Here is a 13,130-nt window from a genome sequence, read left to right as displayed (position 1 = left end):
CAATCAGCGATCAACCCCGATCAGGCGTCGGATCCGGCCGACATCGGTACCGATGAATGACTGCATGCCGATCGCCACCTGCTCTGGCGCCATGCTGGCAACGAAGCGGCGGAACTCGTCGTCCGACAGCGCCTCGCCCGTCCAGTGGACGCGGCAGAATTCTTCCGAACCGTGAACGTGGCCGGCTCCGTCCAGCAGATCGTCGACATAGCGTCCGTAGATCATGCATTCGGAGAATTTGCGGGCCGAGCCGATGACCTCGGCCCAGTCGCGGCCATGGACCTTTTCGATCCGGCCGCACATGGCAAGCACCGTGTCGCGGCGCCAGGCGATCAGCGTCGAGATATAATCATGGACCGATGTCCGGGACGAATCGATGCCAAGTGCCGTTCCGGCATTGCGCGACCACAAGCGATGCTCGTCATGGCCGTCATCGGCGAGCACGCCGTCCCGGCGGAACAAACGCGCCTTGCCATCCCGCCAGAAGGCACCGCAATCGAAGGCCTTCAGGAAAGCGACGTCGGAATCGCAGAAGATCAGCACGTCTTCCCCTGCGTGCGCCGATATGGCGATACGGCGCAGTTGCTGCACGTGCCAGCCACGCAGCGGCTGGGTCTTCAGGCTGAGCCAGACGCGGCGGCGAAACAGGCTGAGCGGATCGTCGAAGGCGCGCAGCCAGCGCGGCAGGAGATCCCGCTCGTCGACGATCGAACGGCGGCTGGTCTCCAACTGGCGGAAAAGCGCAAGATCGCGATGTTCGACCAGAATGTAGTGGTGCGCGGCACCCGAGACATGCCGGTCAAGCGTTTCGCACAGCAGTCGGCAGCGTCCGAAATCCGGGGCGTAGCTTGCCGTCACAACCGCTGCAGTCGGCGTCTTCGGCAACAGGCCTGGGCCGGCCAGCGGGTCTGGGACGAACCGCTTGTTCAACGAAACTCTCCTGGAGCATCCGCGACGCCCTCGGCGCCGCGCGACCATTTCTGTTTGACGACCCGCCACAGGAACAGGGGGTTGCCGACCACGTAGCGGCGCCAGAGCCGGCCGGGCTCGACCGCCAGACGGAACAGCCATTCCAGCCTCACGCGGCGCATCCACAGCGGCGCGCGCGGCACCGAGCCGCTCAGGAAATCGAGCAGCGCGCCGACCGCGATCGGCAGCGTGCAATGGCGTTCGTCGATGTGGCGTTCAATCCACAATTCCTGGCGCGGCACGCCCATCGCGACCAGCAGCATATCAGGCCGTAGCTTTGCGATCCGGTCGATGATCTCCGGCTCCTGCGCGGGGGAGAAATAACCATCGTGAATGACCACGAAGTCGTGCTGCACGGCAAGTGCCGCCAGCCTCACGGACGCCGCCTCGGCGTTGACACGGGTCGCACCGAGCAGCCCCACTGTCAGCGGCCTCTTGGAAGCCTGCAAGAAGGCCGGCACGAAATCGGTGCCGTTGAGATTGTCGGGAAACGGCGCGCCGTAGAGAAGCTTCGCGGCGAGATCGACGCCAATGCCGTCCGGCAGGATAAGGAAATCGTCGAGCGCCTCGGCGAACACCGGGTCGGTGTGGGCGATATTGGCATTGTGGGCGTTGAGGAAACTGACCTTGGTGAAGCGCTGCTCGGCGATCAATCGGTTCAGCAAGGCAATCGCGTCGTCCCAGCGGATCGCCAGCACCGGGATGCCGAGGATTGCCTTCAGGCTGTCAAAGCCGAACGCGGCGCGGGCGGCGTGCATGTTCATGCAAGCACCTCCTGCCGCACGGCGCCGATTTTTTCGAGACCGACACGAACCGCGGCGTCGAGCGCCTTGACCTGCCGGCGATGGAAGGTGCTGCCATCGACATCGTGAATGTCGGCCGCGGCGGCCTCCAGGGCCTTGGCGAAGCCGGCCGGATCGTCGGTGACGACGCAATTGTCGGGGCGATGGTCGATGCCGCGCAGCGACCGGCTGGTGGCGACCGAGGGCAGGCCAAGCTCGAAGGTCTCGATGGTCTTCAGCTGCACGCCGCTGCCCGCGGTGCTGATCAGCGGGATGACGGCCGCGCCGCGCACGAAAGCCCTGGCATCCGCGACACGGCCGACAAACTCGACGCCCGGATGCGCGGAGGTGACGCCGGAAGGCATGTGACCCGCTATGCGGATGCGGAAACCAGGCCGCAGATGCGGCACCACCTTGCCCAGGAACCAGTCGAGGCCGATGCGGTTCGGCTGCCAGGTCCAGGTGCCGATCAGGGCCGCGTCGCAGTCGATCGCGCGCCGGCCTTTCCGGGCTGGCGCCGTGGCGCCGGTCACCAGCGGCAGCACCGCCGAACGATCATCCGAGGCGACGCCAAGTGCCACGCGATCCTCCTCGGCCAACGTGAAGACAAAACGCGCGCGGCGGCAGAGGCGCTCTTCAACCAGCTTGAGCAGCCTTGCCTCGCGCCGAAACAGCAGGCGTTGGAAAATGCCGGGGGCGGCAACGGCGTTCTCCCGCGCCGAGAGGTGCTCGACATTGTGGGCGACGAAAATCGAAGGTCGGTCTTCGAAGACCCGTTCGAAAGCGCCGGCAAATTGCACGGAATTCAGCACATAACCATCGAACGGACCGGCTCGTTCGAGGGCGGCCTGAACATCGTGGCCGGACACCGCACGCAACTTGACCGACGCGAAGGTCAGGCCTGAAAAAATCGCCTTGCCGACCCATGCAAGCTTTTGCAGCGGCGAAGCACTTTCGGTGCGCACGTCGACCGCCCCCAGCACCACGGTATTTTCGGGATCGGCCGCGGCTTTCCCGGGCCAGGTGAACCCAATGACCGTGACGCGCGCGCCAGCGCGCCGCAGGGCGGCGATAATCGCGGCGTTGGCTATCTCGTAGCCCGAGGAGAGAGCACCGTCGGGCACGATCGATGTGGCGAACAGCAGATGCATCTTACCTATCCTGTGTTGTAGCCGGTAGCAAAGCGCGGTGAACCCTTGATTAAACGAGCACGATCAACGCCCCAAATCCCATGTCTGGCGGGCCTCTCCGTGCAAGGTGATTAACGAAACCTTATCATCGTGGTGCTACCAGAACGCGACTCACGACGCGGCTGGACACGGATGATCCCTTTGCCATTGGACGGTTCGGTATCGATCGCGGGACGGTCCCGCCTGCTCGACGTGGAGGCCGTCGAAGCGATCGTCACCTTGCCGACCTTCAAGCGGCCGCGGCAGGTGCTGGAGACACTGGCGTCGCTTCGCGCGCAGCAAACCGACAGGTGCTTTGCCGTCATTGTCATCGAGAACGAGGCCGAGGCGCGGGAGGGCGCCAAGGCGGTGCTGCCGCTGTTCGAGCGCGGCGAGATACCGGGCATGGTCATCATCGCGCATGAGCGCGGCAATTGCAGCGCCTACAATGCCGGCTGGCGGACGGCGATCCTGCAGTTCCCGTACTTCAAGCACCTGCTGGTCATCGACGATGACGAGATCGCCGATCCGCAATGGCTGGAGCGGATGTGCCACGCCGCCGAAACGCTCGGCGCCGATGTCGTCGGCGGCCCGCAGATGCCCGTTTTTGCCGAACCCGCCCATGCCAAATGGGCCGAGCATCCCGTCTTCGCGCCCCCCTACCGGGAGACGGGACGAGTGCCCGCGCTCTATTCGTCCGGCAATCTTCTGGTCGGGCGCAACGTGCTGACCGCGATGGGGCCGCCGTTCCTCGATCTCAGATTCAATTTCATGGGCGGCGGCGATTCCGACTTTCTCAGCCGGTCGGCGCAACGCGGCTTCGTGCTGGGCTGGTGCGCCGAAGCCAAGGTGCGGGAGACCGTTCCGGCCCGGCGCGTCGAGACCGACTGGATCCGCGCCCGCAGCCTGCGCAACGGTGTCATCTCGACACTGGTGGAAAAGAAGAGGCGCGCCGGCATGCCGTTCGCCGGCGCCAAGGTATTCGCCAGAAGCCTGGCGCTGCTTGCCGCCTCGCCGTTTCGCGGCATCATGCGGCTGGCGCGCACGGGATCCCCGGCGGTGGCCATCTACCCCATCCATGTGGCGCTCGGCCGCGTGCTGGCCGAATTCGGATACGCCAATGAGCAATACCGCCAGCCTGAGAAGAACTGAGCGCGCCCCGCTCAGCGCCGCGTTCACGCGCGCGGGTGTGGCGACCGCGATCGCCGCGCTGCTGTTCACCGTCATCATGGTGTCCTTCCGCCCGTTCCAGCCGGCCGGCGCCGAACTCATCGGCGAAGGGGGCGACATCGTCAATCAGCTCGGCTTCGGCTCGCTCGGCGGGATTTCGATCTTCGCTCTGATGGCCTTCGCCGATCCGCGCGTCGTGCGCTCGCTGCTCAGCCCGTCCTGGATACTGATGCTGGGCTTTTTCTTCCTGTCGGTGGTGCTGGCGACCGATCCGCCCTCGGCAATGCGCGCGGCGTCCTTCACCATGATCGGCATCCTGACGATGGCAACGATCCTGGCGCTACCCCGCGACGCCGAGTCCTTCTCCAGGGTCATCATCTTCACCGCGGTCGTGGTCATGGGCCTGTCCTATCTCGGCCTGATCGTCTTTCCGCACGAGGCGATGCACACGGCTGACTCGCAGGAGCCCGAACATGCCGGCCTGTGGCGCGGCGTGTTCACCCACAAGAACATCGCCGGCCCGATCATGGCCTGCTTCAGCTTCGCCGGGCTTTATCTCTACCGACGCGGCCAGCGCTGGTGGGGCGCGGGTATCTTCTGCGCGGCGATGATCTTCATGCTGCACACCGGCTCCAAGACCACCGCCGGGCTGGTGCCGTTCTCGATCCTGATCGTGATGTTTCCGAGCCTGATGGGCATGCGGCTCGGTACGCCGATCCTGTTCATGCTGGCGATCATTGCCACGGCGGTCGGCACGCTGGGCATCGTCTTCCTGTCGCCGGTGAAGCATCTGGCGGCCATCTACTTCCCCGACCTCACCTATACCGGCCGGACGACGCTGTGGGAGTTCGCCGGCTCGATGCTGGCGAAGAAGCCGTGGACCGGCTACGGTTATGAGAGCTTCTGGGGCACGCCGCTGCTGCTCAACCAGGACCAACCCTTCGATCGCCCGTGGGACATCAGGACCATCGTGCACGGCCATGACGGCTATCTCGACATCGCGGTGCTGATGGGCATCCCTGCCCTTTGCGTAGCGGTCTACACTTTCCTCATCGTACCATTGCGCGACTATATGCGCATTCCGCCGCGCAAGGAGAACATCTATCTCGGCGATTTCTTCATGATGGTGGTGCTGTTCACCGCACTCAACGCCTTTCTCGAGAGCTTCTTCTTCCATCGCGGCGATCCGGTCTGGCTGTTCTTCGTGCTCGGCGTGCTGGGCCTGAGGCAAGTGTCGTTGCGACCGATCGCGGTGCGCACGCCTGTTCAGCGGTCCTGAGAGGGCTTCCCCACCGATACGCGAGCGTCTATGTCATGGCCTTTCCTCGGAGGGCTCTCGATGACGATCAGGCTTGTTCTCGCCGGTTGCGGCAATATGGGTTACGCCATGCTCTCGGGCTGGCTGAAGTCCGGCAAGCTTGCACCCTCGGCGGTTTTCGTGGTCGAGCCCAATGCCGAGCTGCGCGATCGCGCAGTGGCGCTTGGCTGCGGCGCGGCAGCGGATGCCGGAGCTATTCCGGCGGATGCCGTGCCCGATCTGGTCGTCATCGCGGTGAAACCTCAGGTGATCCGCGACGTCACCGCCGCCTACAAGCGCTTCGGCGACGGACGCACTACTTTCGTAAGCATTGCCGCCGGCACGCCGTCCGCCACCTTCGAGGGCATCCTCGGCAACCGTGCCCCCGTTGTGCGATGCATGCCCAACACGCCGGCGGCCATCGGCAAGGGCATGATGGTGGTGTTTTCCAATCCCCTGGTTTCCGCCGACGCCAAGCGCTTCGTCGCCGACCTCCTGTCGGCCAGCGGCGAAGTGGCCACTATCGACGACGAGGGCCTTATGGATGCGGTGACCGCCGTGTCCGGATCGGGTCCGGCCTATATCTTCTATTTCATCGAGGCGCTGACGGTGGCCGCCGAGAAGGCCGGCCTGCCGGCGGCGACCGCCAGGCTGCTCGCCATGCAGACCGTCTACGGCGCCGCATCGCTCGCCGCCGAAAGCCGCGAGGACCCGGCCGTGCTGCGCAAGCAGGTGACCAGCCCCAACGGCACCACGGCGGCGGCGCTTGGCGTGCTGATGGACGAAGACCGGCTGACCAATCTGCTCACCGAGGCGGTGGACGCGGCGCGGCTGCGGTCGATCGAACTAGGGAAATAGAGCAGACTCCCTAGGCCAGATCGGTATGCGAGAAGTCGTTGCCTTTGTAGAGCAGAGCAGAGCCGCGGCTCTTTGCGCATGCATAGGACAGGCAATCGGCCAGGTTGAGTTGGGCGCGATGTCCGCGTCCTCTTCCATAGTCTGAAAAGCTTGGACCGCGAGCTTGGCGTCGCGGGCGTCGATGGGAACGATTTCGATTTCGCACTCGCGCAGAAAAGCCTCTATCGCCACTTCAGCGACAAGCAACTCGACGGCCAGCATAGTTGAAAGCCGCATAGCCGCCTCGAGCACCACCAGCGCGGAAGTAATCTTGCGAGGTGCTACCGAGATGCGGTTGCTCCACTCGCCAGCATCTCCTTTTAGCGAAAGAATTGCGACGACCGCCGAGGTATCGACAAACATCAGGAGTGGCCCCACATCTCATCGATCTCATCCTTGTGTACGGGCCGGGCCGCCCTGGCCAGCTCTGGCTTTGAGTTCATCGGCGATGGCAGCCAGCCGCCGCGCCAACGGAGCGCGTCCATTTACCCGTCTCAGTTCGGACTCAAGAGCTTCGATCACCGCCTCGGTCATCGAAATCTTGCGTTTGGCGGCGAGCCGCTGTGCCAGTTCACGTGCACGCGGGTCCCTGATCTGGAGGTTCATTGATCGATCCTCAGCGTCATCTGCCATTGCAATATGGGGCAACTGTCATGACAGCGCCACAACGGGCTTGTTTCCGTACAGCATCTCGTCTTGCAGGCGGCGCAGCGCGAACAGACTGGTCGTCCGGTCTGGCGTTGCATTGTCGGCGGTCAGCAGTTCGCCTTTCCTGACCGGCTTCAGCACCTTGCCGCCCTCGAGCAGGCCGACCGGCACGGCGCGCTGGGCACGCGCGTCGCCGACGGTCATGGTCCAGGAGCGATAGCAGGCCTCGCCGATCGCATCGAAGATTTCGCCGGCGGCGAGATCGCGCTTGGCGACGGCGCAGACCTCGGCAACCGGCCGCGGCAGCGGGACCATGTCGGGCTTGCCGAACAGCACGATGCGAGCGGCGGTCAGCGGCACTTCCAGTGACGTCAAATGGTACGGCCGGAACAGGCTGTAATAGGGACCGCGGCCGATATGCAGGTCGTCCATGCGTTCGACGATGCGCGGATGCGTCGCCTCGACGATGACGAAGACACCGGGCGCCACACCCTTGCCGATGGTGTAGTCGACGACGCCTTTTTTCAGCAGGAGGCCACCATCCTCGCGCGGGATCAGCACCTTGACGAGATCATCGCGGTCGGCCTTGGGACCATGCATGCCGGGCACGTCGGGCACCAGCCCAGTGGCGTTGGCGATGGCGCACATCTCGACCATGGTCTTGGAGCCGTCGACGAACTCGACCAGCATGCGCGGGTTCATGTTGCGGCGGGTCGCTTCCTCGCGATAGTCGTCGGGCACGGCATCGTGGTTGAGCGGGTTGTTCTTGCCCTTGCCGGCCGAGACGATGGTAAGGCCGAGTGCGGACGCGAACTCGATCAGTTCCATGCAACTCGACGGCTCGTCGCCGGCGCCGACCGAATAAACCACGCCAAGCCGGTCGGCCTGCTGCTTGAGGTAACAGCCGATGGTGACGTCGGCCTCGACATTCATCATCACCAGGTGCTTGCCGTGCTCCATCGCCATCAGGTCGAAATCGGCGGCGACGCCTGGCTTGCCGGTGGCGTCTATGACGACGTCGATCAATGGGTTGGTGACCAGCAGCTCGTTCGAGGTGATGGCTATTTTTCCTTCCTCGATGGCCGCGGTGACTTTCGACGCGGTGTCGGCTTCGACCGCCATCGCTTCGTCACCGTAGGCGATGCGGATGGCGTCACGCGCGGTGTGCGGGCGCCGGGTCGAGACGGCGCAAACCGCAATGCCGGGCATCAGCATGCCTTGCGTGACCAGGTCAGTGCCCATTTCGCCTGAGCCGATGACGCCTATGCGTACCGGGCGGCCCTCGGCGGCACGTCTGGCGAGATCGCGGGCAAGCCCGGTCAAGGCGACATTGGTCATGCGGGATGTCCACAGCTTCTTGGTTTGGAGGCGAATTAGCAGGGACCGGTCCCCTGTGCCAACAAAACCGCTCGCGACCGGCGATTTCCAACGAAAATGACGCGAAACAAGCGTCTTGGCCTTGGTCGATTGGCCCAAAGGCCTGCCAATTGACATTGTTGCGAACAGTCTCAATCCTTCGGCGTTCCCGGCATTTCGGTGCCGCATCTCGCCTCGGCGCAATCCTGCCGATCGCCACATCCTGAACTGGGTCATGGACCGCGTTCCGCATCAACAGCAACACCGAATCATCGAGCGCAAGTAGGTCGCTGACAATGCGGCCTTCGGTGGGCTCGGCTCAGACCACTCTGACGTAACTCGTCATGCCCGATTTCTGGTGCTCGATGATGTGGCAATGCAGCAGCCAGTCGCCGGGATTGTCGGCGACGAAGCCAAGGCTCACCTTCTCATTGGGCTGGATGAGATAGGTGTCCGAAATCAACGGCCGCACCGGCCGCGTCGAGGATGACAAAACCTTGAAGCTCATGCCGTGCAAATGCATCGGATGCGATTGCGGCGTCAGGTTCTCCATGTCGATGACATAGCTCCTGCCGAGCTTCAGCTCGGCCAGCGGCGCGGTTGGATCGGGCGTATCGCCCGGCCACGGCACCTTGTTGATCGCCCAGAAACTGTAGCCGAGCGAACCGCAGATGCTGTCGCTCGGAACGTTCTGCGCCGTGGCGCTGAGCGACAGGGAGATATGCTGGGCCGAGCCGAGATCCACTTCCGCCACCGGATTCACTTCCAGCGGGGCAACGTCGCGAAGGTCCCGCTTGAGCGAGTTGCCCGTCGCGCGCAGCGTCGCCAGCACCTTGGGCTTGGTGCCCCTGACGTCTCGCAGGCTGGCGATCGCGCCCTCATCGTCGGGCATGCGGATGGCGAGTTCCATGCGTTGTCCCGGTCCAAGCAGCAAGGCATCGGGCGCAAAGCGCTCCGGCACCGGATTGCCGTCCAGCGCCATCACGATCACTTCGGCGCCGTCGACCCGAAACGCATGGATGCGGGTGACATCGGTAATGGCGAGGCGTAGCCGCACCAGCCCGCCGGCGGGAGCGTCATATTGCGGCTGATCGAGCCAGTTGGCGGTACGCACCGTGCCGTAGGTGCCGGTTCTCGCCGCATCGCGCGGCCGGAACTGATCGATGAACTGGCCGTCGTCGCCAAGGCGCCAGTCGCGCAGGTTGAGGACAAATTCGGCGTCGAATTTCGGATCGTTCGGGTTTTCAACCACGATCACGCCGGTCAGGCCGTGCCCCATCTGCTCCAGCGTGTTGCAGTGCGGGTGATACCAGAAGGTGCCGGCGTCGGGCGGCGTGAAGGCATAGTCGAAATGATCGCCGGTGTAGACGTAAGGCTGCACCAGGAAGGGCACGCCATCCATCTTGTTCGGCAGGCGAATGCCGTGCCAGTGGATGGTCGTCGGATCATCGATGGCGTTGACGAGGCGCGCGGCGAAGGGTTCGCCCTTTTTCATCCTGAGCACCGGCGGCATTCCCGCGTTGCCGTACGTCAGCACATTGTTGGTCTGGCCGACATCGATGAGCTTCGCCTGGATTTTCGCCGTCCGCAGCATCACTGGGTCAGGCGTGGCCGCGGCCCAGCCGCCAATCCTGCCCATGGCGGCAAGCCCGAGCCCGCTCACGCCGGCAAACGCTGCCGTTTTCAGAAGTCCGCGGCGTGTAAATACGGTCATGTCGCACTCCAACGGAAAAGCTGACTGCCCTCCGCATCTTTGCCGTAATAGCCGCACAGGCATGCGTTTGCCAACGACCCCGCGCAGCCCTCCTCGCCTGTCAAGCGCAACGCGGCCGGCAGGGCTGTACTCATTCCGGTCGATGGCGGCTGGTCGGTGGCCTTGCGGCGGGTCTATGTCTGATCCACGCTTGCCAGGAAGCGGGCGAAGATCGGGGTGAAGCGGTCCGAAGAATCCCAGAACGGCGCATGGCCCGATTTGTCGAGCAGATGCGCCTTGCCTTCCCACAGGTTGGAAAACTTGACCGCTGAGACAAAATCGGTGTTCACGAAAGGCTCGTCGATCAGGCGGACAGGCAGCAGTCCGACAAACCATCATGTCGAAGAACAGCATCTTGGTTAACGAATCGTGTCATGCCGAGCATGCGTTCGACCGATGAGGGCGTGCCACCGGCAAGCGCCATAGGCCAGTTCACATTGCCGACGGCCATCGATTGGTGATGAAATTGTGCTGCCGCGCCTTGTCGATCGGCCTCGCCGGAACGCCGACCGCGGTGCTCCCTGCCGGAATGTCCCTGGTAACAACGGCGCCCGCGCCGATAAGCGAGCGGCTGCCGATCGTGACCTCCTCTACGATGCACACGTTTGGGCCGATATAGACCTCGTCCCCTATCGACGCGGATTTGCCAAGCGTCGCCCCGATCGTCACATACTGGGATATGTTGCAGTTGTTGCCGATCGTTGCCGTATGATGGACCACGCACGGGCCGCCATGGCCGATGTAGAAGCCAAGCCCGATGCTGGTCTCCACGGGGATTTGTATGCCGAATTTCCTCATCTTCAGCGACAGGAAGAGACGGGCTATCCGGCACACGACGGAATTGTCCGACTGCGCGATCCGGTGCCAGACCATGTAGTTGAAGCCCCGATTCGTGAGATATTGCCGGCACAACGTCACGATGTCGCTGCTGCGCGTGTAGCGATACAGATCGCTCTTGATGGCCTCGAATATCTGCATGTACGGCCTCGGCACCCATGCCCGGAATGGGAAGGGGCACTAGATCATCCCGGTAGCGCAAAGGGAACAAACGCCGTGGGCAATCCACGGATTCCGGCGCCTGCCGTGGCTTCATCGCCTGTCCGTGCCGGAAAGACGAAAAGACCGTGTCACAGGCTGCATTGTTTGTAGGGCGACTGGTGCTGCGAGAGAGGATTGAACTCTCGACCTCTCCCTTACCAAGGGAGTGCTCTACCACTGAGCTACCGCAGCCGCTGATGGCGGGGCTTCTGCCATATCGAACCGGCAAGCGCAAGGCCAAGAACAACGCTTCTGTGAATGGCTTTGCCGGATAGGTTTTATTGACATGGCGGCGCCACAATGTTGGCTATCCCTGAAAGCGGGTTGGCTGGTCGCCAGCCGTGGCGGGACAATGAACGACAAGACAAATCCACCAAGGAACAGCGGAACAACCCGCAAGAACCGGCTCGCCGAGCAGTTGCGCGCCAATCTGCAGAAGCGCAAGGCGCAGTCGCGTTCGCGCCGGACAGGTGAGGCCGACCAGCGGCCCGACGGGCTCGGCGCGGCCAAGGATATGAAGAAAGATTAACTCAAATCGGCCACTCTTAGGCCGTGATGGGCGAAATCCTATTTCTTGAACCAAATTGGTCAATGGTCTAGACGGGCCGATACTCAAACGATTGAACCGGCCCTTTTCTGGCCGAGAGGAACAGTCTCCAATGGATCGCATCAGAATTGTCGGCGGCAACAAGCTTGCCGGAAGCATTCCGATCTCGGGCGCGAAAAACGCCGCCCTGCCGCTGATGATCGCCTCGCTTCTAACCGACGACACGCTGACACTGGAAAACGTGCCGCATCTGGCCGATGTCGAGCAGTTGATCCGCATCCTCGGCAATCATGGCGTCGACTATTCGGTCAACGGCCGCCGCGAGAAGCAGAATGAGGGCTATTCGCGCACCATCAATTTCTCCGCCCGCAACATCGTCGACACGACGGCGCCTTACGAACTGGTGTCGAAGATGCGCGCCTCGTTCTGGGTGATCGGCCCGCTGCTGGCCCGCATGGGCGAGGCCAAGGTGTCGCTGCCCGGCGGCTGCGCCATCGGCACGCGCCCGGTCGATCTGTTCCTCGAAGGCCTGCAGGCACTGGGCGCCGACATCGATGTCGATACCGGCTATGTCATCGCCAAGACCCGGAACGGCCGCCTCGTCGGCAACCGCTATGTCTTCCCGAAAGTCTCCGTGGGCGCCACCCATGTGTTGATGATGGCGGCGTCGCTGGCCAAGGGCGAGACGGTGCTTGAAAACGCCGCCTGCGAGCCCGAGATCGTCAATCTCGCCGAATGCCTCAACGCGATGGGCGCCAGAATTTCCGGCGCCGGCACGCCGACCGTCACCATCGACGGCGTCGAAGCGCTGTCGGGCGCGCGCGTGCGCGTCATCCCCGACCGCATCGAGACCGGCACCTATGCCATGGCGGTGGCGATGACCGGCGGCGACGTCGTGCTGGAAGGCGCACGGCCGGAGCTGCTGCAGACGGCGCTCGACGTGATTTCCCAGACGGGCGCGGAGATCACCCAGACCAATTCCGGCATCCGCGTGAAGCGCAATGGCGCCGGCATTTCACCCGTCGACGTGACGACGGCTCCCTTCCCGGCCTTCCCGACCGATCTGCAGGCGCAGTTCATGGGCCTGATGACCATGGCCAAGGGCAAATCGCGCATCACCGAGACGATCTTCGAAAACCGCTTCATGCACGTCCAGGAACTGGCTCGGCTCGGCGCCCACATCACGCTTTCTGGGCAGACGGCCATCGTCGACGGCGTGGCGAAGCTGAAGGGCGCGCCAGTCATGGCGACCGATCTTCGCGCTTCCGTCTCGCTGGTCATCGCCGGCTTGGCGGCCGAAGGGGAAACCACGGTCAACCGTGTCTACCATCTCGACCGCGGTTTCGAGCGGTTGGAGGAAAAGCTGTCCAACTGCGGCGCGGTGATCGAACGTATTTCCGCCTGACGGTCGGACGGCAGCAGCTTCTAGCAACGGCGGCTCGTAGCGCCTCCGCCCGTCCGCCCGCACCGCAAACCCGAGGCAATGCCTCGGGCGGACGTCGTG

14 protein-coding genes and 1 tRNA gene are annotated in these 13,130 nt (G+C 63.7%); 5 read left to right on the top strand and 10 right to left on the bottom strand.

Features of this window, described 5'->3' with window-relative positions; genetic code table 11:
* Positions 1 to 3 precede the first annotated feature (3 nt).
* The 3 genes from AC3CB8_RS11525 to AC3CB8_RS11515 are packed head-to-tail and all read right to left on the bottom strand — an operon-like array spanning position 4 to position 2,902.
* Positions 4 to 930, bottom strand: coding sequence for a DUF6492 family protein (locus AC3CB8_RS11525; protein ID WP_352565918.1), 927 nt, complete (start codon positions 928 to 930; stop codon positions 4 to 6).
* Entirely contained in the window at positions 927 to 1,733 is an 807-nt protein-coding gene (locus tag AC3CB8_RS11520; RefSeq protein ID WP_352565920.1) for a WecB/TagA/CpsF family glycosyltransferase, read from the bottom strand. The genes AC3CB8_RS11525 and AC3CB8_RS11520 overlap by 4 nt, the downstream gene beginning before the upstream one ends.
* On the bottom strand, positions 1,730 to 2,902 hold the full coding sequence (locus AC3CB8_RS11515; protein WP_023795655.1) for a glycosyltransferase family 4 protein: 1,173 nt from the start codon (positions 2,900 to 2,902) through the stop codon (positions 1,730 to 1,732). The genes AC3CB8_RS11520 and AC3CB8_RS11515 overlap by 4 nt, the downstream gene beginning before the upstream one ends.
* A gap of 171 nt (positions 2,903 to 3,073) precedes the next feature.
* On the opposite strand from AC3CB8_RS11515, the gene AC3CB8_RS11510 reads away from it, so the two are divergent.
* The 3 genes from AC3CB8_RS11510 to proC are packed head-to-tail and all read left to right on the top strand — an operon-like array spanning position 3,074 to position 6,245.
* Positions 3,074 to 4,072 (top strand): glycosyltransferase family 2 protein, encoded by a 999-nt coding sequence (locus tag AC3CB8_RS11510; RefSeq protein WP_352565923.1) that lies wholly within the window; start codon positions 3,074 to 3,076, stop codon positions 4,070 to 4,072.
* The gene (locus AC3CB8_RS11505; RefSeq protein ID WP_352565925.1) at positions 4,041 to 5,369 is read left to right on the top strand and encodes an O-antigen ligase family protein; all 1,329 of its coding nucleotides are present in this window, start codon (positions 4,041 to 4,043) and stop codon (positions 5,367 to 5,369) included. Before AC3CB8_RS11510 ends, AC3CB8_RS11505 begins: the two co-directional genes overlap by 32 nt.
* A gap of 60 nt (positions 5,370 to 5,429) precedes the next feature.
* Positions 5,430 to 6,245, top strand: coding sequence for a pyrroline-5-carboxylate reductase (proC, locus tag AC3CB8_RS11500; RefSeq protein WP_352565927.1), 816 nt, complete (start codon positions 5,430 to 5,432; stop codon positions 6,243 to 6,245).
* On the opposite strand, the gene AC3CB8_RS11495 is transcribed toward proC, so the two are convergent.
* The 7 genes from AC3CB8_RS11495 to AC3CB8_RS11465 form a co-directional block, all read right to left on the bottom strand.
* Positions 6,234 to 6,647, bottom strand: a complete 414-nt coding sequence (locus tag AC3CB8_RS11495; RefSeq protein ID WP_352565929.1) for a PIN domain-containing protein — start codon at positions 6,645 to 6,647, stop codon at positions 6,234 to 6,236. The two genes, proC and AC3CB8_RS11495, sit on opposite strands and share 12 nt — an antisense overlap.
* Before the next feature lie 27 nt (positions 6,648 to 6,674).
* Complete coding sequence (locus AC3CB8_RS11490) at positions 6,675 to 6,890, bottom strand: type II toxin-antitoxin system VapB family antitoxin (protein WP_352565931.1); 216 nt, start codon at positions 6,888 to 6,890, stop codon at positions 6,675 to 6,677.
* 45 nt (positions 6,891 to 6,935) lie between these two features.
* The gene (locus AC3CB8_RS11485; RefSeq protein WP_023772806.1) at positions 6,936 to 8,270 is read right to left on the bottom strand and encodes an NAD(P)H-dependent oxidoreductase; all 1,335 of its coding nucleotides are present in this window, start codon (positions 8,268 to 8,270) and stop codon (positions 6,936 to 6,938) included.
* A gap of 337 nt (positions 8,271 to 8,607) precedes the next feature.
* Complete coding sequence (locus AC3CB8_RS11480) at positions 8,608 to 10,002, bottom strand: multicopper oxidase family protein (RefSeq protein ID WP_352565933.1); 1,395 nt, start codon at positions 10,000 to 10,002, stop codon at positions 8,608 to 8,610.
* A gap of 173 nt (positions 10,003 to 10,175) precedes the next feature.
* A complete protein-coding gene (locus AC3CB8_RS11475) occupies positions 10,176 to 10,331 on the bottom strand; it encodes a hypothetical protein (RefSeq protein ID WP_023783722.1) in 156 nt (51 codons plus the stop codon).
* A 142-nt stretch (positions 10,332 to 10,473) separates the two neighbouring features.
* Positions 10,474 to 11,019, bottom strand: a complete 546-nt coding sequence (locus tag AC3CB8_RS11470; RefSeq protein ID WP_023772802.1) for a serine O-acetyltransferase — start codon at positions 11,017 to 11,019, stop codon at positions 10,474 to 10,476.
* 177 nt (positions 11,020 to 11,196) lie between these two features.
* Positions 11,197 to 11,271: transfer RNA gene (locus tag AC3CB8_RS11465), tRNA-Thr, on the bottom strand.
* 160 nt (positions 11,272 to 11,431) lie between these two features.
* On the opposite strand from AC3CB8_RS11465, the gene AC3CB8_RS11460 reads away from it, so the two are divergent.
* Positions 11,432 to 11,608 carry a hypothetical protein gene (locus AC3CB8_RS11460; protein WP_352565935.1) on the top strand — a complete coding sequence of 59 codons (177 nt, stop codon included), beginning with the start codon at positions 11,432 to 11,434 and terminating at the stop codon, positions 11,606 to 11,608.
* Between the two features lie 130 nt (positions 11,609 to 11,738).
* Positions 11,739 to 13,031, top strand: a complete 1,293-nt coding sequence (gene murA / locus AC3CB8_RS11455; RefSeq protein WP_023772782.1) for a UDP-N-acetylglucosamine 1-carboxyvinyltransferase — start codon at positions 11,739 to 11,741, stop codon at positions 13,029 to 13,031.
* Positions 13,032 to 13,130 lie beyond the last annotated feature (99 nt).

It is taken from the genome of Mesorhizobium sp. P160927 (assembly GCF_057766385.1).
The sequence above is the reverse complement of the archived record's forward strand: the minus strand, read 5'-3'. Positions and strand labels throughout refer to the sequence as shown.

Bases quoted from the DNA above. Each gene is read 5' to 3' on its own strand.
- AC3CB8_RS11515 (WP_023795655.1), bottom strand. From the start codon at position 2,902: ATGCATCTGCTGTTCGCCACATCGATCGTGCCCGACGGTGCTCTCTCC.
- AC3CB8_RS11485 (WP_023772806.1), bottom strand. From the start codon at position 8,270: ATGACCAATGTCGCCTTGACCGGGCTTGCCCGCGATCTCGCCAGACGT.
- AC3CB8_RS11480 (WP_352565933.1), bottom strand. From the start codon at position 10,002: ATGACCGTATTTACACGCCGCGGACTTCTGAAAACGGCAGCGTTTGCC.
- AC3CB8_RS11490 (WP_352565931.1), bottom strand. From the start codon at position 6,890: ATGAACCTCCAGATCAGGGACCCGCGTGCACGTGAACTGGCACAGCGG.
- murA (WP_023772782.1), top strand. From the start codon at position 11,739: ATGGATCGCATCAGAATTGTCGGCGGCAACAAGCTTGCCGGAAGCATT.
- AC3CB8_RS11460 (WP_352565935.1), top strand. From the start codon at position 11,432: ATGAACGACAAGACAAATCCACCAAGGAACAGCGGAACAACCCGCAAG.
- AC3CB8_RS11510 (WP_352565923.1), top strand. From the start codon at position 3,074: ATGATCCCTTTGCCATTGGACGGTTCGGTATCGATCGCGGGACGGTCC.
- AC3CB8_RS11495 (WP_352565929.1), bottom strand. From the start codon at position 6,647: ATGTTTGTCGATACCTCGGCGGTCGTCGCAATTCTTTCGCTAAAAGGA.
- AC3CB8_RS11520 (WP_352565920.1), bottom strand. From the start codon at position 1,733: ATGAACATGCACGCCGCCCGCGCCGCGTTCGGCTTTGACAGCCTGAAG.
- AC3CB8_RS11505 (WP_352565925.1), top strand. From the start codon at position 4,041: ATGAGCAATACCGCCAGCCTGAGAAGAACTGAGCGCGCCCCGCTCAGC.
- AC3CB8_RS11470 (WP_023772802.1), bottom strand. From the start codon at position 11,019: ATGCAGATATTCGAGGCCATCAAGAGCGATCTGTATCGCTACACGCGC.
- proC (WP_352565927.1), top strand. From the start codon at position 5,430: ATGACGATCAGGCTTGTTCTCGCCGGTTGCGGCAATATGGGTTACGCC.